Origin of the sequence: Bradyrhizobium sp. SZCCHNR1093 (genome assembly GCF_032381175.1) — a bacterium.
Lineage (GTDB): Bacteria > Pseudomonadota > Alphaproteobacteria > Rhizobiales > Xanthobacteraceae > Bradyrhizobium.
In genome coordinates this window covers 557,999-577,722 of the sequence record NZ_JAUHJJ010000002.1, presented here as the reverse complement: position 1 = coordinate 577,722, position 19,724 = coordinate 557,999, and the positions used below count along the sequence as shown (strand labels likewise).

Below are 19,724 nucleotides of genomic sequence, written 5' to 3'. Positions count from 1 at the left end.
TCACTTCGCCTTCGTATGCTTCAGTGCGAGGTCCTCGGGGCTGTAGAACAGCTCATAGAGCTTGCCGCCCTTGACGCCGTAGACCTCGTAGCAGGTGCCCTCGATCTTGGTCTGGCGGACCTCGTAGCCGGCAGCCTTCGCCTTCGCTTCGGCCTCGGCCGTCGTCTTCCACGACGCCTTGTCGAGCTTGGTGCAATCCTTGTAGCCGTCGGCGAGCGCCGCGGAGCCCGACGCAAGACCCGCCGCCAATGCCACAACCATTATCTTGATGACCTTCATTATCAAATCCCTCCTCGAAGACTGCGCCATCGGCGCCAACAGCGCTCGATGCGCGGGCTACAAAGGGGAGGGAGATTTCAACGAAACTTGGACATCGCATTCCGCGGCGGACGGCCTCGAACACGCATGCGCGGCTCGAGACAATCCGCATCCGGCCGCAATGTCGCTGAGATGCGAACTCATATACGTTCCAGTCAGGATCGAACCGTGTCGACAGGCTGCTGATCTTTTTCCGGAATCGGCAACGTGCGTAGTTCCCCGTACGTTGCAACTGATATTGATTCGCAAGGATGTAGCAGCATTGGCGCGAGGCGCACGCGCCTTCCTCGCGCATAAGGCGTCACTGGCGATGCGTGCGGGACCACACTCCTGCCCGATTGCGGCTGTGACCAGGGTGAGGCGAGAAAGGAACAGACAGCTACACGGCTGCGACCTTAAGCCTCAGAAAAAAAATATTCTGAGCGCTGCGATCGTTCACACGACCGGAGCGATATCGGTACCGGAAAATGACAATGCGGCTGTGCGCACGCATCTACCAACCGTCAAGCGCACATGCGTGCGAACAGCGGTATACTGAAGAAGCGATCCTGATCTCAGGGCCGGGCGATGCCCTTGCCGACACCGACCACCGGCCAGGATGGCGGATCGCTGCAGGGAAACGACTTGTCGGATGCCTCGGCAACGACGTCCCAGCTCGCGTCGGGATCTGCCATGGAATCGCGCCCGGACGAGCGGCCACGGCCGGGTGAGCTGCCCTTGCTCTCGCCGCCGCTGCGGACCGCGACGTCGGCGCGCCTCGCGAGCCTTGGCGCGAATTTCGACATGCTTCATTCCATCGCTGCGGCAGGCAGGATGATGATGGATCGCCCTTGCCGCTATGGAGCGACAAGCGCCGCCCTCGGCGATGGTTCCACAAGGAGCGACCGAGCTTGCGTCCCACGGTCGCGCGTAAGCCGACGCACATCAACGCGCCCGGCCACCGGGAATGGAGAGATCGTCACTTCGTCCCGGAGAAGACGCGGCTGATGAAGTCGGAGCTCTCGGGCGACTTCGTCGTCTCCGGCGACGGCTCGGGCTGGGCCGGCGGTTCGGCTGGTACGGATCGGATCTGCGGTCTGTTTCGGGCGCTGACGCCACGCGTCGCGCGCGCCTCCTGCTCGCCTCCGTTCGGCTTGCTCACCGTGATCATGATCTTCTCGGAGATCACCGGCGGATCGAAGTTGAGATGCCTGGTGTCGCCCAGCACGAGCTGCAGCGTGTGCTTGCCGGGCGACAATTCGATCCGCGCCTCCGTCTCCCCCGCTGCGTAATGAACGTGTTTCTTGTCACGCGGAATCTCCTCGCCGGCCTGCATCGTCTCGTCGACGTCGACCAGAAGATGATGATGGCCACTGCCGGCGAAATCGTCACCCGCATGGGTAACGCCCATGTTGCGAAGTCCGAAGCGAGCGATGACGGGCCCGGTCACCGTCTCCCCGTCCGCAGGGGAGATGAAATAGACGCGGGCATCCTTCGCAGCCTTCGTTCCCTTGGCCGGCGCCAATGACGGCGCGAGCACGAGCGATGCAGTCAGGATGAGGCAGAGTCGCGCAGACCTCGGCAGCATGCAAATCCCCTATGGTGAGAGCGCGACGCGGAAACCCAGGGTCGGATGCCGGATGCGGCCGTCATAGCGGTCGCGGCTGCCGGCCCGCGCATCGGCGGCGCCGTTCTTCCACGATCCCGAGCGGATGACGCGGGCATAGCTGCTCTCCTCGAGCCAGGCCGATCCGTCCGCCGGCGCGCCCTTGTAGTTCTTGTGCCAATTGTCGGCGACCCACTGGCCGATGCCGCCGCCCATGTCGAACAGGCCGTAAGGATTGGCCTGGACGCTGCCGATTTTCGGCGGCTGATCCGTCTCGGCCTCGCCGGCGCCGTTGCACCCCCTGCAACTGGCCATGCCCGGGCGCATGCGATCGCCCCACCAATAGCGGGTGCGCTGGCCGCCGCGCGCGGCGTATTCCCACTCGGCCTCGGTCGGCAGCCGGAACGACTTGCCGGTCGCCTTCGACAGCCAGCCGAGATAGGCCTGGGTGTCGTCGTAGCTCAGGTTGGTGACCGGACGATCATCCGCACCGGTCGCGATGTCGGCGCAGCTTGCCGCCGCGACACACTGCCTCCACTCGCCGATCGTGACGGGATACTTGCCGAGCGAGAACGGCCGCACGCTGACCTGATGCGCCGGCTGCTCGGACTCGTCGTCGCCACCCATCGCAAAACTGCCGCCGGCGATCGCGACCAGCTCAGGCACGCGCAGTTTCGACTCGGCTTCCGGCGCCGGCGCGGGCCGCGAGATGGCTGCGGTGTCGGATGATCGCGCCAGCGTCGCCTCGAGGGGCGGAGCCGCCTGGCGCGGCGCGATGAAGGCGCTGGACGGCGATCGCGAGGCGTCCTGGGGCGTGCTGGCGGGTTCCAACAGGATCCGGCGCGGTGAAGGCTGCGGCGCGGCAGACTGCGCCTCCCGCTGCGAACCCGACGATCCGGCCGACCCAGGCGGCGCCTGAATCAGCAGCCCGATCTCGCGTAGCGGCAGCAGCACGCCGCCGAGGAAGACGATGCCGAGGACCACGACGCCGAGCGCTCCACGGATCAGCTTCTTGCGAGCTCCTGCAGCCGGTGCGAACAGGGCCTTCAGCCGGCCGCCCTCACCCGTCTCCTCCTGATCATCGTCGCCGCCGTCGTCCCATCTGTCCGGAAGGGACGCCGCCGGCGCGAGCGACGGGCGCGGACGCACCGGAGAGACAGGTGCAGGTTCTCGTCGAGCCGCACTCTCCGGCTCTGCGATCTCCCATTCGGCGTCGAGCGACTGCTCGAGCGCGCCGCACATCATCAGCAGCAGCCCGCCTTCGCTCTTGCCGGTCCAGCGCTCCTGCACCTCGGGACACTCGACCTGATCCTCGACGCGCAGGAAGCTCGGCGGACGCATCGGGCTGAGCGAGACCTGCACCGTACGGCCGCAGCGCCGGCAGGCCACCGCGCGGGAATCCTCCGGCAGCGCATCCTCGGCAAGCTTGGGAGCCCGCAGCCATTGCAACGCTGAACTCTCGCTCATGCTGTCCTCGCTCGTGATGCCCGCCAACCCCGTCACTGACCCCAGCTGGCAAACACGTCCTTGAACACGCGGTCGCCGTCGGATCCCTTCTCGATCGACAGCAGCGCCCGGTTGCCGCCCTCGTAGACGATCGGAATGTCGAACCACTGCTTGCCCTTGAGAAGCATCAGGTTGCGCTTGGTATCGACCTCGTTGGCGGACAGCGCGACCATGAAGTATTTCGGTGTCACCCTGGCGGTCTGGATCACCAGCGCCGTCCCGCGCTCGGCCTCCTCGCCCTTCAGGCCGATGCCCCTCAGGCTGTTGAGGCCGCTCACCGACTGATCCGGCCAGTCGAACTTGAGCTCCATGACGTGGCTCGCCGGCATCTCCATGTCGGCGTTCCGCCGCAGCGAGATCGTGGCCTTGGTGCCGTTCTCGATCTCGATCTCACCCTTGATCGCCGGCGCCGCATCGAGTCGCGGCCCCTTGCTCTGCTCGATCGACCAGGTGACCTTGCCCGGATGACGCTTGCCCTTCGGATCCTGCGGATCCTCATGATAGAGGAACGCCTGCGCCGGTATGCTAACCGGCACGCTCATGCCGACCGTGGCATGCTCCTCGGCCGCGGCGACAACCACCGGCTTGGCCTCCGGCGTGATCCGCTCTGCATTGACCTTATGGGCGCCCGGTTCGCTCGGCAGAGCCGACGCTGCCGTCGCACCGCTCAGGGACAGCTGGATCCATTCCGACGCGCGCTCCCAGGACACCGCCGCACCGACGACTGCCAGCAGTCCGGCCGCGACAAATGCCATCACCCGCCGGCTCGGCCGACGGCGGCGTGGTGCCGCGGCGTTCTCCGTCGACTTGAACGCCATCTCGACGAGGGAGGGATGAATCTTGATCTCTGTCGCCGGCGCTGCAGAAGTCGCAGCAGAGGCTGGAGCCGCAGCAGCGGCGGCGGGCTCAGTGGTGGCTGAAGCCGCTGCCGCAGCGGGTGTCGCAACGACGCCAGGCTTCACGGGCTCTGCCGGCGCGGCGCTCGTGGACTCCGCCTCGATCTCCGCCGTGACCACCTTCTTTTCGGCAGGGCGCTGCGGCACCGCAAACCGATCGGCGACAATGACCGGCGCTTCAGTGACGGCGGCCGCGCGCGGTTGGGTCTGCTCGGCCGTGGCCGGCTGCGCGACGGCCGGAAGCTCGGGCGGAGCCGGAGTCCCAACCGGCGTCACCATGTCCGCGGCCGGCTCGCGCGGCGGACGCCGGCGCAGAACGCGAACCTCTGGCGAGGGCTTGGGCGCAGCCGCGCGGCTCTCGGCCCGCTGCGGTATCGCGGGCGCGCTGGGCTTGGCCGCGACAGCCGTGACGATGTCCGTCCCCGAGCGGCGGGCCATCGACAGATATTTCGCGACGGTGGCGATCTCCTCTTCGAGCGAGTGCGTCGTGATGACCTGCCGTGGCTGCGGCCGCTGCTTCGGCGCCGGCGCGCGGGCCGGCCGCGGCAGCTCGGCGGCCGGTGCATCGGCCGGCCTGGACGTATCAGCGGGCAGCGCCGGTGCTGCGACCGAGGCTGCCCCGACGCCGGCAGGGCGCGCACGCAGCTCGATCCTGCGATCGGGAAAGAGGATCTCGGCGAGATCGCGCAGCGAGGCACCGGGCATCAGCAGCCGCCGCAGCGCCGGCGGAACGCGGCGCTGCGTGTTCGTCTCGGTGCGTTTGACAACAGTATCGTTGCGGCCGGCTTCGACCACGGCCCCCTGATCGTGAAGCTCGTCGCTGATCAGAACCTTGCGGGCCCGCAGCATCGCCGTCAGTTCGCGCAGATCGGAGCGGGAGGCGTGGTCGATGACCAGAAGATCGAAGGTGCCGATCCGGGCCGGCAGCAACTCGGCGACACGCCAGGCCGGCATCACGTGACAGGGAATCTCCTCGAGCCAGCCGTCCAGAGACCTGCGCGCGGCAAACCGAAGTCGGCGCGCGGTCGGGCCGGAGCAGGCCGACGCCATCTTCTGCATCGAGTCCCTGAACCGCTTCACTGCTTGCCTGACGGCGCCGCCCGCATTCTGCGCGATGCCCAGCGACATGCGGGCGCCGATCACCGCTTCGAACAGGGCCAGCGACCGCGTCTCCAGCCGCGCGCGCTGAGCCGCGAGGTCATGCAGCAGCTGCCGCTCCTCCGGACTTTCGATCCGCATCAGCACGGCCCAATTCCAGGCAGCCACCCATTCCGCGAGCGTCGCCGCATCCTTCGCCTCGCCCGCGGCCGGCGCGGACCGCAGCCGCTGCGCCAGACTCGGCGCGCCCGCTGCAGTCGCCATCCGGCAGGCGGTCCTGATGAGTTCGTAGTCCGCGCTGGCCTCGCGGATCTTCTCCATGGTCGCGAGAGTGCCTGTCCACCGCGTCTCGAGCTCCTCGGGCTCCGTCTCGGCGTCACCGACCCGCGACAGCACGTCATCCTGAACGGAGACGGCGAGCTCTCCCGCCCGGGCGAACAATTCGCCCAGCCGCGCAAGCTCGACCAGCGGTCCCGATACGCGCGTCATGACGGTCCGGATCGCCGCGCCGAACGCGGCCAGCCGCTGCGCATCCGCCAGCATCGCCCTGACGTCGCCGTCCGGCATCGACAGCTTGCAGCAGGCATCGGCCACGTTGCGGACGGCGAGCGCGGCCGTCACGATGGCGGCCTCGACGCTCTTGACGATGTGCTCGAGGTCATCGAACGTCCGCGCCGATTCCAATTGAAGCGCGGGTGCATCGATCTGCGTCGCGATCGACGTCCAGCGCGCGCGCAACGCATGCAGGTCGTGGCGCCAGAGCAGGAAGCGCCCGACATATTGCCAGTCTGCCGGCTTCGACGGCGCGGCACCGTCCACCGTGATCGCTTCGACGGCGGCCTTCAGCGCGCGGCGCGAGGGCGAGAACCGCGCGAACGGCTTCTCGCCGGCCGCAAGCCGCTCGACCACGCGGATCGCGTCCTTCCTGGTGAACGCCTCGACCGGCGCCTGCACCTGGCGCCTTGCGAATTCGGCGCTCCGCGACAGTTGGAACGAGGCATCACGCGCCCAACCCACGACCTTGTCGAGACCTGCGGGAGCGTCAGCCTTTGCGGCACCGAGCGGCGACAGCCGCGCGAGCCAGGTCTCTTCGGCGATGACGCGATGGCCGGCTACCAGCGCATCGAGGTCGGCCGCCAGGCGGGTGGTTGCGTCAAGCCCGAAGGTCGCGATGGCGTCGAGCGCGAGATCCTCGTCGCGGCCTGCGTCCGACGTCAGCCCTGCCTGGTGCTGCAGCTCCGCGTGCAGACGCAGGATCGCGGCGGTATCGGGAAGCGCCGCGAGCTCCGGCAACTCGTCATCGATGTGCTTGAGATCAGTGGCAAGCCGCAGCCGCGCTTCGCGCGCCTTGTCGACCGCCGTGACGAGCGGGTCCGTAGCCGCGAGCAGGCGCTTCGGCCGGTCGGTGAACCAGGCATGAATGGCCTGCTCGCCGATCAGCGCATCGAACAGATCGAACGGCAGCTCCGGCAAGCCGCCAGCGAGCCGCAGATTGCGCCCGACGATCTCGGCGATCTCGTCGTCCAGCGATGCGATCTGCGTGCGCTTCGAGATGATGTCGCGCTCGAGCCGGCCGATCTGACCGACATGGTCGCGCAGATTGGTCGCGTCCAGGATCGATTGCAGCCGGCCGGCCAGGGCTTCGGCCTTCCTGAGCACGTCCTTGTCGGAGCCCGTCGAGCTGACGGTCAGCTCGCGAATGGCCGGCGGCAGCTTCTGATGCAGCAGGGAAAGTGCAGCCTCGTCCCTGGACACGACGAGGACGCGCGAGCCGAGCGCGAGGTGATGGCAGACGACGTTGGCGAGCGCCGTGATCCGATCGTCCCGTGCGACGGACTGGACCATCAGGCCATCCGACCGGGACAGCTCGCGCACGATTTCGACATCCTCCACGACCGCCGGCAACGGGAAGAACAGATCTCCCTGCTCGATGGCGGCAGGCTTGGGCGCAGGCGCAAGGTCGATCGGGCCACCGACGACACTGGACAGATGCCGGCGCAAATTGGCGTGCCCTCGTCCATCCGGCTGCGACAGCAGCGCGCTCACGGCTTCCGACAGACAGCACTCGCTTTGCGGCGCATGCACGATCGCGTTCTTGAGGCAGTCGATGTCGCGCAGGGCGAGGCTCTCCGGCCGACGCCGCGCGGAGATGGCCCAGCGTCCCGACGTGAGCGTGGCCTCCGCGGCCTCCATCGCCGGCGCGCCGTCCGAAGACGCAGGATTGCGCGACGGCTTGTGACCGGATTGCACGCCCGCGGCGCTCAGGATCTGATCGAGGCCGATCGGCGTGAACGGCGACAGCTCTGCGCGCTGCTCCAGCACCTCGACCAGGCGGTCCGACCTGTCGCGCACGGCAAGCGCCGCGTCCGGTGCCACGGCATCCAGCGCCCTCAAATTGACGGCTGCGCCGACGAAGCGCGGCCGGACCCTGACCTCGGCATCCGGACGCTCGATGATCTCGATCTCGACCGCGCGCTCGAACAGCGGCAACTCGAATTCGCGCCCGCCCTGCCGCCACGATGACAGCGCGATGCCCCACAGGACCTCCATCGCCTGATCGGCGCGGGTCGCGGCGGCCATATCGCGCAGCCGCTGGTGGATCGCCATGGTACGGCGGCGCATGCGCTCGGTGTCGGCCCAGGCGGTCCATGGCCCGCTGATATAGCGCTCGATCCGCTGCACGAGGTCAGGGCGCTGCTCCAGGCGCAGCCGTCCGGTCCAGGCGCCCAGCGCCGGGGCCGGCGAAAAATCCTCGGGCCGTGCGTGGCGGGCAAAGGTGAGGCGGTTCTTCTCGATCTCGTCGACCGTGACCAGGATGCTCTCGTGCTGCGATGGACGACGGTCGGGGTCGGACGACGGCTCGACCCAGGTTTTGAGATCGTCGTCGATGGCGGGCGGCTCCGTCGCGGCGAGCGCCTCGACGGCGAGCCACACCGGGCCGTCGACATCGAAGGTATTGAGCACCACGCCCGGCAGACCCGCCAGCTCCTCCTGGTCGAGCGTGAAGCCGTGATCGTCGGCGAATGGATGATCCGGCTGCCGCTCCGCCGGGGAGCCCTCGGCACGAATGATCTCGGTCAGACTGCCGAGCACGTCCTGCAACGGCTCGACGGCCGATCCCGTGCCGAGCACTTCGCTCGTCGAGAACGCCCAGGCGTCGGTCGGCGACTGCGGCTCCAGGGCCGCCGCGCCGATAACACCAAGCAGCCGCATGCCGTGATCGGCTGCACTGTTCTGCGCCTTGCGATCGCCCGCGCCGGCCTCGTTGGGCCGCACATTCACCAGCTGGCTCATCGCGCAGATCCTTCTCTGAAGTCGGCCGCGACGTCGGCACGAGCGCGGCGAGAGGCTGACCGACAAGGATGGCCCTGCGCGTGATCACGGTGCGCCGGGCGATCGGAGAGTGGGTTCAGAGTGGACAAGCTTGCCTCGCTGCAACGTCGACGGAACTCCCGACTCGTTGCGGAGGGGTATGGCGAAGTGAGGTCACATCAATGACCCGACAGGTAGATGAATGTGACGATTCTCGCTCCCGTAGGAGAATCGGGAAAAAATCCCGGGTCGTTCGATGAGGAAAATCGTGCCTAAGAAGTTTGTTGGTCTTGGCTTTTCGTGTAGCGCGGCGCGTGTGGCCGGCAACAAGCTTGGGTTGCGGACGAATACGCTGGAATGTGTCTAAGAATACTTCTAACACTCAAGAAGAAATATCGGGACGCATGCCGAACGCCCGATCTTCCCGCCGCAGCGCGGCTGCGGTCCAGGTTCGGCCACTTGCCTGCCGCGCATGCGGCTCGCTTGCGAGACAGGCGCCACAAGCATCGGTGCCGGCGTGCATTGCACTGCGTCGCTCCCTCCGCAGGTACCGTGATCGCATCGACGGAAGCGGCGCGGACAGGACGCGCGCGATGGCCCGACGAAGTCCGGGGATGTCGCTGGGTCCTATGCGGCGGCTCCCGGCCGGCGCTGCTTGAAACACCCTCGAAGCTGAAGTAGCTGTTGTCGCAATGACATCGACGTCGTCCAGACGTTTCCCCGATCGATGGGCCGGGACTGCATGGTGAGGCAACGGACGAGAGCTGCGGCCGCATGCGGTGCCATGCTGTTCACGCTGGTTTCCCTGTCGTCGCGCGCGCAGGCGCAGTCTGACGGCGCGGCAGGCCGTGAACCGGCAACGGTCAGGCTTTCTGCAACGCAACAGAAGCAGATCGGACTCCAGACCGCCGTGCTGGCTGCGGAATCCCATCCCGAGCAGTTTCGCGCCTACGGCACGGTGCTGGACGTCGGCAGGCTGACCGACCTGACCAACAACTACGCCAATGCCCAGGCGCAGCTGCAGACTGCGCAAGCGAAACTCGACGTCGCAAGGCTCGCATTCGAGCGCGCCCGCGACCTCGTGCAATCGGCAGCAATGCCGCGCAAGGACGCCGAAGCGGCGGAGGGCACCTTCCGGACCGATCAGGCCACCCTGGCTGCCGCGGAATCGCAAGTGAAGACCCTGATGGCGACGGCGCGGCAGGAATGGGGCGCGGTCATCGGAAAGGGCATCATCGAGCGCTCGCCGCAGGTCGTGCAATTGATCGAACGCGAGCAGCTGCTGGTGCAGGTCACGCTGCCGCCCGGCGTGACCTTGGCCGGGCCGCCGCGCGGCGCGCTGGCGCAGGCGCCCACCCGCAGCGCCAACATCGATCTGCGCTATTTGTCGGCTGCGCCGCGAACGGATCCGCGCATCCAGGGCGTGAGCTATTACTTCGTCGCCGCCGGCGACAGCGGGCTGCTGCCGGGGATGAACACCACCGCCTACGTGCCCTCGGGCAAGTCGTTCGACGGCGTCTTCGTCGAGGACACCGCGATCGTGCAATGGCAGGGCCGCTCGTGGGTCTATCTGCGCGCCGGTCCCGAGCTCTTCAAGCGCCATCCGATCCGCACCGACCAGCCGGTGTCCGACGACGACTATGTCGTGCAGGACATTCCGTCGGGCTCCGAGATCGTCCTGCGCGGCGCGCAGGTGCTGTTGTCGGAGGAGGCCAAGAGCGAGCTTCGCGGCGGCGGCGATGATGATTGACGGCGTTCGCGGCGCCGCAGCCGGCCCCCAGGCGGCGCTGATCTCGTTTGCCATCCGCTTCCGCGGCATCGTGCTGGCGCTGGCCTGCACTGTTCTGGCGTATGGCATCTTCTCGCTGGGCGGCGCGAATTATGCGGTCTTTCCCGAATTCGCCCCGCCGCAGGTCTCGATCCAGACCGAGGCCCCCGGGCTCAGTCCGGAACAGGTCGAGGTGCTGGTCACGCAGCCGATCGAAATCGCGATCAACGGTCTCGCCGGCGTCGAGAGCATGAGGTCGTCGTCGATCCAGGGCCTGTCCGTCATCTCGGTCATTTTCCAGCCCGGCACCGAGGTCTTCCGGGCGCGGCAACTGGTAACCGAGCGGCTCGCGGTCGTCGCCGGCAGCCTGCCACAGGGCGTGCGGGCGCCATCGATGACGCCGCTGGTGCCGGCGGCCGGCACCGTGCTGGCGATCGGGCTGACCTCCGAGCAGCGCTCGCTGATGGATCTGCGCACGATCGCCGATTGGACCGTGAGCCGACGGCTGCTGGCCGTCGCGGGCGTGGCGCAGGTCACGACCTATGGCCGGGACATCCGATCGCTGCAGGTGCAGGTGCGGTCCGACGACCTTGTCCGCTTCGGCGTCGGCATGAACGACGTCGTCGCCGCCGCGCGCAAGGCCACCGGCGTGCGCGGTGCCGGCTTCGTCGACACCGCCAATCAACGGGTCATCCTGCAGACACAGGGCCAGTCGCTCACACCCGAGCAGCTGGCCCGGACGGTCCTGCTGCACCAGGGCGGCGCCAGCGTGGTGCTCGGCGACGTCGCGACGGTCGTGAACGCGCCGGAGCCGCCGATCGGGGGCGCGCTGATCAACGGCCAGCCCGGCATCATGATGATGATCAGCCAGCAGTTCGGCGCCAACACCCGCAACGTCGCGGCGCGCGTCGAGGCCGCGCTGCGGGAGCTGCGCCCGGCGCTCGACAGCGAGAAGGTCAGGCTGCACGCTGATCTGTTCCGCCCGGCGACCTTCATCGATGCAGCGACGCAGAACGTGCTGTACGCGCTGCTGATCGGCGGCGCCCTGGTCATCATCGTGCTGTTGCTGTTCCTCTACGACTGGCGCACCTCCGTCATCAGTTGCACCGCGATCCCGCTGTCGCTGTTCTCGGCCGTGCTGGCCCTGCAGTGGATGGGACAGAGCCTGGACACGATGACCCTCGGCGGCCTCGCCATCGCGATCGGCGAGGTGGTCGATGATGCCGTGATCGGCGTCGAGAACGTGGTCCGCCGGCTGCGCGAGAACCGCGGCCTGCCGTCGCCGCGCAGCGAAGCGCGCGTGGTCTACGATGCCATGCTCGAGGTACGCAGCGCGGTCGCCTATGCGACTTTCGCCGTGCTCCTGGTGTTCGTGCCGATCCTTGCGCTGCCGGGCCTCGCCGGCCGGCTGTTCGGGCCGCTCGGCATCGCCTACATCCTCGCCGTGGTGGCCTCGCTGATCGTCGCGCTGACGGTCACACCGGCGCTGTCGATGCTGCTGCTGGCCGGCCGGAAGCCGCGCGAGGAACGCGAGCCGCCGCTGGTGCGCTGGTCGCGCGGCTCCTACGAGACGCTGTTGCGGCGGCTCGGCCGCTTTCCCAAATCGGTCATGGCGACGGCCGTGCTGGTGACCGCCGCCGGCGCAAGCCTGGTGCCGTTCTTCGGCGGCACCTTCCTGCCGGACCTGAAGGAGGGTCATCTGATCCTCCATGTCTCGACGCTGCCAGGCACCTCACTCGACGAATCGCTGCGGCTGGGCACGCTGATCGCCGAGGCCCTGCAGGGCGTGCCGGAGGTCCGCAGCGTGGCGCAGCATGCCGGCCGCGCCGAAGCCGGCGTCGATACCGCGGGCACGCATTCGAGCGAGATCGAGGTCGACCTGAAGCCGGGCCTGTCCGGCGAACAGCAGGAGCTGGCGCAACAGCGCATCCGCGCCGCGCTCGCCAACTTCGCCGGTATCAACCTGTCGATCAAGACCTACCTGACCGAGCGCATCGAGGAGACCCTGTCCGGCTTCAACGCCGCCGTGGTCATCAACGTGTTCGGCCCCGATCTCGACGATCTCGAGCGCGCGGCGCGCGACATCGCGCGCGAGCTCGGCGAGGTCTGGGGCGCGATCGACATTCAGCAGCAGTCGCCGCCGGGCATGCCGCAGGTCAACGTGACCCTGCGCCCGACCGACCTGCAATCCTGGGGCCTGGATGCGGTGGAGGTGCTGGAATTGATCCGCACCGCCTATCAGGGCGACGTCGTCGGACAGGCCTATGAAGGCAACGTGGTCTTCAACGTCATCGTCAAGCTCGACCCCGATGCGAGCGCCCGCCCGACCGAGATCGGCAACATGCCGATCCGCGCGCCGAGCGGCGCCTACATTCTCCTGAAGCAGGTCGCGGACATCTACGGCACCGCGGGGCGCTACGTCGTGCTTCATCGCAATGGGCAGCGCGTTCAGACCGTGACCGCCAATGTCGCCGAGCGCGATCTCGAATCCTTCGTGGCCGCGGCCAAACGGAAGATCGCCAAGGAGGTCAAGCTGCCGCCGGGCGCGCATGTCGAGTTCACCGGCGCGGCCGAGGCGCAGGCCAAGTCGCGGCGCGACCTGCTGGTGAATTCGCTGCTGGCGACGATCGGCATCGTGCTGCTGCTGTCCTTCGTCACCGGGCACTGGCGCAACCTGGTGCTGGTGCTGATCAACCTGCCGTTCGCCTTCGTCGGCGGCGTCATCGCCGTCGCATTGACCGGCGGCGTGCTGTCGCTGGGCTCGATGGTGGGCTTCGTGACGCTGTTCGGGATCGCGCTGCGCAACTCGATCCTGATGATCTCGCATTACGAGCATCTGGTCGTCGCCGAAGGCCGCGCCTGGAATCTGGAGACCGCGATCACCGGGGCCGCCGACCGCCTGGTGCCGATCCTGATGACCTCGCTGGTGACCGGCCTCGGCCTGCTGCCGCTCGCCCTCGGCGCCGGCGAGCCGGGCCGCGAGATCGAGGGGCCGATGGCCGTGGTCATCCTCGGCGGACTCCTGACCTCGATGGCCCTCAACCTGCTGGTGCTGCCGACGCTGGCGCTGCGCTTCGGGCGGTTCGCGCGCGATCCGCACAGCGTCCTGAAGGAGGTTGCAGCAGGCTGAGCACAGCGGCTGTCAGGCGTTCAGCCTGTCGATGTGCACCTTGCCCGCCTTCATCACCAGCGGAATGTGCTCGCCCTGGCCGAGCAGACATGAGACGTCGCGCAGCGGATTGCCTGCGACCACGAGCAGATCGGCGAAGGCGCCGGGCACGATCCGGCCGAGCTTGCCCTCCATGCCCAGCACCTCGGCGCCGATCACGGTCGCGCTGGCGATGACCTCGCGGGGACCAAGGATCTCTGCGCGTATCCGGAATTCATCGCTCTGCAGGCGCTGCGATGGACCGAGCAGGTCGCTGCCGAAGCCCATCTTGACGCCGGCGTCGCGGTAGATGCCGAGCGAGCGCAGGCCGGCATCGCGCACATCGGCGATCTTGGCGACGCTCTCCGGCGGCAGGCCATACTGCGCGCCCTCATTGGCGAGCGCCTCATAGGTGACGAGCGTCGGGATGACATAGACGCCCTTCTCGGCCATCAGGCGCGCGGTCGGAAGGTCGACCAGATTGCCATGCTCGATGGTGCGCACGCCGCAATGGACGGCGCGGGCGATGGCTTCCGCCGTGTAGGCATGCGCCAGGACGTAGGTCTGCCGCGCGCGAGCCTCGGCGACGATGGCGCGGATCTCGTCCTCCGAGTAGCCGAACGCACCGACGGGATCGGTCGGCGAGGCCACGCCGCCGGACGCCATGATCTTGATCTGGTCGGCGCCCATCTGCAGCTCCTCGCGCACCGCCTTGCGCACCGCATCGACGCCATCCGCCACCCGGGCCAACGCACCGACGCGCACGCAGCAGGGACAGGGTGCGTTGTCGGACAGGAAATCCGTCCGCGACCGCATGTCGCCATGGCCGCCGGTCTGGCTGAGCGCCCGGCCGGAGACGAACAGCCGCGGACCTTCGGTGAGGCCGGTATCGACCGCCTGCTTCAGCGGATAGCCCGCGCCGCCGGCATCACGCACCGTGGTAAAACCCCGCCGCAGCATGCCCTTCAGCAGCAGCGCCGAGCGCAGGGTGACCAGCACGTTCGGCATCTGCACCTGTTGTGCGAGATTGAGCTCGACCGCGATCGCATGCACGTGCAGATCGATCAGGCCCGGCATCAGCGTCTTGCCGTCGAGATCGATGGTCTGATCGGCGCTCGCCCGTAGCGGCCGGTCCGACACCTCCTTGATCAGATTGTCCTCGACCAGCACGTCATGGCCCTCGCGCAAGTCGGGCTGCAGCGGGTCGAGCAGCGCGGCATTCTTGAACAGGATGGTCGACATCAAGGTGTCCTCGATCAGAACGAACAGGGCATCAGCAGAGCTGAGCTCTTCATCCCCTATCCTGTCCCGCGGCCCTGAGCCAGCTCAAGACGGAATAGCTGCGTCCGCTCATCCGATCGACATCAGGCTGGCATTGCCGCCGGCCGCCGCCGTGTTGGTCGAGAGGCTGCTCTCCGTCACCAGCCGATCGATGTCGTAGCCCCCGTCCGCGGCGCGCCTGGCGACGAGCGGGATGATCGGCCCGGCGCGCGCCGCCAGCTCCCTTGCAAGTGCGATGAGCTCCGGCGCATCGCCGTCGGAGAGAACTGCGTCGAGAGCCTCGACCGCCCGCCAGCTCTCCACGACTGCGATGCGGCCGCGCGCCTGATCGGCGAGACCATCCAGAGCGGCGCGCGCGGGGTTCGATGCCTCGATGATCGCCTGGTTGCCTGTGGCCAGAATGGCGCCGAGCTGGATCAGCAGCGCATCCTCCGTGCGCGCCAGCGCGGCCGCTGCACCGCGCGGCCTGATGCAGTAGATGTTCTGCTCGCCGACCGGACCCGCCAGCTCGATTTCGACGCCGGCGAGCGTGCGTGACAGATGGGCCTCGCAATCACGCGCCGCGTTCGCATGCCCCCTTGCGCGCAACCACCCGAGATAGGCGCGCACGGCCTCGTCGGGGCGACCGGACAATCCGGGCGTCTGGCGCGGCGGCGACGCAAACAGCCGTCGAAGATACAGCGGACCGCCCGCCTTCGGCCCCGTCCCGGACAGGCCGGAGCCGCCGAACGGCTGCACGCCGACCACCGCCCCGATGACGTTGCGGTTGACATAGATGTTGCCGGCCGCAATGCGGCTCGAGGCGCGGGCAATCGTCTCCGCGATGCGCGAATGGACGCCGAAGGTCAGTCCGTAGCCGGTTGCATTGATTGCATCGATGAGCTCGGTGAGTCGCTCCCGCCGGTAGCGCAGGACATGGAGCACGGGCCCGAACACCTCGCGTTCGACATCGGAGATCCTGGCGATCTCGATGATGGTCGGAGCAACGAAGGTCCCGTGAGCGGCCTGCGGCGGCAGGGGCAGCTGCTCCACGGCATGACCGCGGGCGCGCATCGCCGCCACGTGGGCGGAGAGGGTGTCGCGCGCCTCCTCGCTGATCACCGGTCCGACGTCGACCGACAGCAAAGCCGGGTTGCCCAGCTCGAGCTCGCGCATGGCGCCGCGCAGCATCGACAGGATGCGATCGACGACATCGTCCTGCAGGCACAGGATGCGCAGCGCCGAGCAGCGCTGGCCTGCGGAGTCGAAGGCCGAGGCGATGACGTCGCCGACGACCTGCTCGGCAAGCGCGGAGGAATCCACGACGAGCGCGTTCTGGCCCCCGGTCTCCGCGATCAGCGGCACGGGCTGTCCATGCACCGTCAGGCGTTCGGCGAGCTGCTTCTGGATCAGCCGCGCGACGGCGGTCGATCCCGTGAACATCACGGCCTGCACGCTGTGATCGCCGACCAGCGCGGCGCCGACGCGGCCGTCGCCCGGCAGCAATTGCAGGACATCCGCCGGCACGCCCGCCTCGTTGATGATGCGAACCGCTTGGGCGGCGATCAGCGGCGTCTCCTCGGCAGGTTTCGCCAGCACCGGATTGCCGGCCGCGAGTGCGGCTGCGACCTGGCCGGTGAAGATCGCGAGCGGAAAATTCCACGGGCTGATGCAGACCACGGGACCGAGCGGCCTGGGAATGTCCCCGTCGGGCAGCGCTTCGATCTCGCTCGCATAATAGCGCAGGAAATCGACGGCTTCGCGCACCTCGCCGACGGCGTTTGCAAAGGTCTTGCCGGCCTCGCGGACGATCAAGCCGATGAGGACGAGACGACGCGCCTCCATCGCCTCGGCCGCGGCACGCAGGCATGCGGCGCGCGCGTGGGGGCTGGTCGCGGCCCAGGCCGGCGCGGCGTTCGCCGCACGCGACAGCGCCGCCTCGATCTCGGCAGGCGCGGCATCCCTGACCGCGCCGACGACGTCACGGCGGTCGGCGGGATTGCGAATGCGGCGCGCGCCTTCGCTGGTCGTCGCTCCCGGCGCCGCAGCCGTCCAATCGAGGCTCGCGCTCGTGACCAGACCTTCGCCGAGACGCGCCAGCGCGCGCTGATCGGAGAGATCGAATCCGGCCGAGTTCACGCGGCCCGGGCCAAACAGCTCAGGCGGACGCCTGATCTTGTCGTGCGGCGAGCCCATGCGTTCCGACATGCGAACGACGGCGACCGGATCTGCGATCAGATCGTCGACGGACACGGCCGGATCGGCGATGCGGTTGACGAAGGAGGTGTTGGCGCCGTTCTCCAGCAGCCGGCGCACCAGATAGGCCAGCAGCGTCTCATGCGAGCCGACGGGGGCGTAGATGCGGCACGGGCGGCCGAGCCGTGCCGGCCCGACGACCTCCTCATAGAGCGGCTCGCCCATGCCGTGCAGGCACTGGAATTCGTACTGGCCGCGCTCGTAGGTGGGGCCGGCCATCTCCACGATCGATGCCAGCGTTCGCGCATTATGCGTCGCAAACTGTGGGAACACGGCGTCCGGCGCGCGCAACAGCTTGCGGGCGCAGGCGAGGTACGACACGTCGGTATGGTGCTTGCGCGTGAAGACCGGAAAGTCCTCCAGGCCATCGACCTGGGCGCGCTTGATCTCGCTGTCCCAATAGGCGCCCTTGACGAGGCGCACCATCAGCCGGCGCTGCGAGCGCCGCGCGAGGTCGATGAGCCAATCGACGACGAAGGCGCAGCGCTTCTGATAGGCCTGGATGACGAAGCCGATGCCGTTCCAGCCGGCGAGATCCGGATCGAGGCAGAGCGCCTCGAGCAGATCGAGCGACAGGTCGAGACGGTCCGCTTCCTCGGCGTCGATGTTGAGGCCGATGTCGTAGCGCCGCGCGAGCAGCACCAGCTGCTTCAGTCGCGGCAGCAGCTCGCCCATGACGCGGCCGCGCTTGATGCTGACATAGCGCGGATGCAGCGCCGAGAGCTTGATCGAGATGCCCGGTCCTTCGTAGATGCCGGCACCGGCCGAATGACGCCCGATCGCATGGATCGCCGTCTCGTAGGCCGCGAAGTAGCGCGCGGCGTCGTCCGCCGTCGTCGCCGCCTCCCCGAGCATGTCGTAGGAGTAGCGGAAGCCCAGCGCTTCCCACGGCCGGCCGTTGGACAACGCCGCGTCGATGGTCTGCCCGGCAACGAACTGCTCGCCCATCAGGCGCATGGCGAGCGTCACGCCCTTGCGGATGATCGGCTCGCCGCCGCGGGCGATGAGCCGCGTGACGGCCGAGGCCAGGCTATCCTCACTTGCCGCGGCCGTCAGCCTGCCGGTGACGATCAGGCCCCAGGTCGCGGCGTTCACCAGCAGCGACGGGCTGTGCCCGATATGGGCGCGCCAATCGCCGGTCGCGATCTTGTCGCGGATCAGCGCATCGCGCGTCGCGGTGTCCGGAATCCGCAGCAGCGCCTCGGCCAGGCACATCAGGGCGACGCCCTCCTGGCTCGACAGCGAATATTCGTGGATCAGTCCCTCGACGCCGCCGGATTGCGCCTTCCCGCGCAGACGCAGGACGAGATCGCGCGCGAGATCGGCCGCTCGCGCCGACGATTCCTCCGGAAGCGCGGCGAGATCGAGCAGCGGCCCGATGCACTCCGGCTCGGCGCGGCGATAGGCCGAGGTGATCGCAGCGCGCAGCCCGTTCTGGCGCTGGACCCGGGTAACGAACGCGGCGAACGGTCGTGGCGGCGACTGCGACATGACCCGTCTCCTCTGAAGCGATCCCCGTCACTCGCCATGCCTGCGCGGCGTTGGCGCACGTCGCGAGCGACGGATAGCGCTACCGCCCGATCAACTGATCGGCGTAGTAGCCGATGGTCTTGCGGTAGATCACCGCCCTGTTCCACTCGCGCATCGCCTCGAAATTGGCCGAGCCCTCGTCATAGGGCGCGCCCATCTTGAAGCCGTTGCTGTGCAGCAGGTTCGCGGTCGAGGCCAGCACGTCGGCGGTGGAGTGGCGCAGATCGACGCGGCCGTCGCCATCGAAATCGACGCCGTATTTGATGTAGGACGACGGCAGGAACTGGGTCTGCCCGATCTCGCCGGCGAACGCGCCGACGAGGTCGCGCAGAGTGAGATCGCCGCGCTGGACGATCTTCAGCGCCGCCAGCAACTCGCCCTGGAACAATTCGGTGCGGCGGCAGTCATGCGCCAAGGTCGCGAGCGTGCGGATCACCGGCAGCTTGCCCATGTCGCCCTTGCCGAAATCAGTCTCCAGCCCCCAGATCGCGACCAGGATCTGGCGCGGCACGCCATATTGCTGCTCGATGCGCGACAGCAGCGCGGCGTGCCGCTGCAGCATGGCACGGCCGCCATTGATACGGCCCGCGCCGACGCGGGTCGAGACGTACTGCTCGAAGCTCTTGTTGAAGGTGTAGCGCTGGCGGCGGTCAAAGGCGAGCACGGCCGGATCGAGCGTCACGCCCGACAGTGCCTGGCTGATCGTGCCGCCCGAGACACCAGCGCTCTGCGCCTCCGCCGAGACGCCCGCGATGAAGGTATTGAAATCGCCACCGCAGCGCGCCGCGTGCGCGGTGCTTGCCGCTGAGAGGGCCGAGAACGAGGCCGCGAGCAGCACGGCAAGACGACGCAAGAGCATGCGGGATCCTTCGTCAGTTCAGAGCTTCGTGATTCCAGGTGCAGCGCGATCATGGCACGGGCGAAATGCTCGCGTCAAAACTGCGGCGGCGTGCCGCAAAGCGCCGATCACGGAGCCGGTGCGCTCCCTCTCCCGCCTGCGGGGGAGGGTTGGGGTGGGGCAGCCGCAACGGCGGTGCACGCGGAGGG

Annotated in this window: 10 protein-coding genes; 2 read left to right on the top strand and 8 right to left on the bottom strand. The window is 68.2% G+C overall.

The window, feature by feature from the left end; genetic code table 11:
- The 5 genes from QX070_RS08320 to QX070_RS08300 form a co-directional block, all read right to left on the bottom strand.
- Entirely contained in the window at positions 1–279 is a 279-nt protein-coding gene (locus QX070_RS08320) for a PepSY domain-containing protein (protein WP_315736410.1), read from the bottom strand.
- Positions 280–872: 593 nt separating this feature from the next.
- Positions 873–1,103, bottom strand: coding sequence for a hypothetical protein (locus QX070_RS08315; protein WP_315736409.1), 231 nt, complete (start codon positions 1,101–1,103; stop codon positions 873–875).
- Between the two features lie 173 nt (positions 1,104–1,276).
- Positions 1,277–1,885 (bottom strand): DUF4399 domain-containing protein, encoded by a 609-nt coding sequence (locus tag QX070_RS08310; protein WP_315736408.1) that lies wholly within the window; start codon positions 1,883–1,885, stop codon positions 1,277–1,279.
- Between the two features lie 9 nt (positions 1,886–1,894).
- Positions 1,895–3,370 carry an SUMF1/EgtB/PvdO family nonheme iron enzyme gene (locus QX070_RS08305; RefSeq protein WP_315736407.1) on the bottom strand — a complete coding sequence of 492 codons (1,476 nt, stop codon included), beginning with the start codon at positions 3,368–3,370 and terminating at the stop codon, positions 1,895–1,897.
- A gap of 32 nt (positions 3,371–3,402) precedes the next feature.
- The gene (locus QX070_RS08300; RefSeq protein ID WP_315736406.1) at positions 3,403–8,697 is read right to left on the bottom strand and encodes an AAA family ATPase; all 5,295 of its coding nucleotides are present in this window, start codon (positions 8,695–8,697) and stop codon (positions 3,403–3,405) included.
- Between the two features lie 760 nt (positions 8,698–9,457).
- Here QX070_RS08300 and QX070_RS08295 point away from each other — a divergent pair.
- Complete coding sequence (locus QX070_RS08295; RefSeq protein WP_409998877.1) at positions 9,458–10,465, top strand: efflux RND transporter periplasmic adaptor subunit; 1,008 nt, start codon at positions 9,458–9,460, stop codon at positions 10,463–10,465.
- Positions 10,458–13,613: an efflux RND transporter permease subunit gene (locus QX070_RS08290; protein ID WP_315736404.1), complete on the top strand. Its 3,156-nt coding sequence runs from the start codon at positions 10,458–10,460 to the stop codon at positions 13,611–13,613. The genes QX070_RS08295 and QX070_RS08290 overlap by 8 nt, the downstream gene beginning before the upstream one ends.
- A gap of 12 nt (positions 13,614–13,625) precedes the next feature.
- Here QX070_RS08290 and QX070_RS08285 read toward each other — a convergent pair whose 3' ends face one another.
- The 3 genes from QX070_RS08285 to QX070_RS08275 all read right to left on the bottom strand — a co-directional run bounded on the left by QX070_RS08285 (position 13,626) and on the right by QX070_RS08275 (position 19,536).
- Positions 13,626–14,873, bottom strand: coding sequence for an amidohydrolase family protein (locus QX070_RS08285; RefSeq protein ID WP_315736403.1), 1,248 nt, complete (start codon positions 14,871–14,873; stop codon positions 13,626–13,628).
- Positions 14,874–14,981: 108 nt separating this feature from the next.
- Positions 14,982–18,638, bottom strand: a complete 3,657-nt coding sequence (putA, locus tag QX070_RS08280) for a trifunctional transcriptional regulator/proline dehydrogenase/L-glutamate gamma-semialdehyde dehydrogenase (RefSeq protein ID WP_315736402.1) — start codon at positions 18,636–18,638, stop codon at positions 14,982–14,984.
- Between the two features lie 79 nt (positions 18,639–18,717).
- Complete coding sequence (locus QX070_RS08275) at positions 18,718–19,536, bottom strand: lytic murein transglycosylase (protein ID WP_315736401.1); 819 nt, start codon at positions 19,534–19,536, stop codon at positions 18,718–18,720.
- Positions 19,537–19,724 lie beyond the last annotated feature (188 nt).

Bases quoted from the DNA above. Each gene is read 5' to 3' on its own strand.
- QX070_RS08320 (WP_315736410.1), bottom strand. From the start codon at position 279: ATGAAGGTCATCAAGATAATGGTTGTGGCATTGGCGGCGGGTCTTGCG.
- QX070_RS08315 (WP_315736409.1), bottom strand. From the start codon at position 1,103: ATGTCGAAATTCGCGCCAAGGCTCGCGAGGCGCGCCGACGTCGCGGTC.
- QX070_RS08310 (WP_315736408.1), bottom strand. From the start codon at position 1,885: ATGCTGCCGAGGTCTGCGCGACTCTGCCTCATCCTGACTGCATCGCTC.
- QX070_RS08305 (WP_315736407.1), bottom strand. From the start codon at position 3,370: ATGAGCGAGAGTTCAGCGTTGCAATGGCTGCGGGCTCCCAAGCTTGCC.
- QX070_RS08300 (WP_315736406.1), bottom strand. From the start codon at position 8,697: ATGAGCCAGCTGGTGAATGTGCGGCCCAACGAGGCCGGCGCGGGCGAT.
- QX070_RS08295 (WP_409998877.1), top strand. From the start codon at position 9,458: ATGGTGAGGCAACGGACGAGAGCTGCGGCCGCATGCGGTGCCATGCTG.
- QX070_RS08290 (WP_315736404.1), top strand. From the start codon at position 10,458: ATGATTGACGGCGTTCGCGGCGCCGCAGCCGGCCCCCAGGCGGCGCTG.
- QX070_RS08285 (WP_315736403.1), bottom strand. From the start codon at position 14,873: ATGTCGACCATCCTGTTCAAGAATGCCGCGCTGCTCGACCCGCTGCAG.
- putA (WP_315736402.1), bottom strand. From the start codon at position 18,638: ATGTCGCAGTCGCCGCCACGACCGTTCGCCGCGTTCGTTACCCGGGTC.
- QX070_RS08275 (WP_315736401.1), bottom strand. From the start codon at position 19,536: ATGCTCTTGCGTCGTCTTGCCGTGCTGCTCGCGGCCTCGTTCTCGGCC.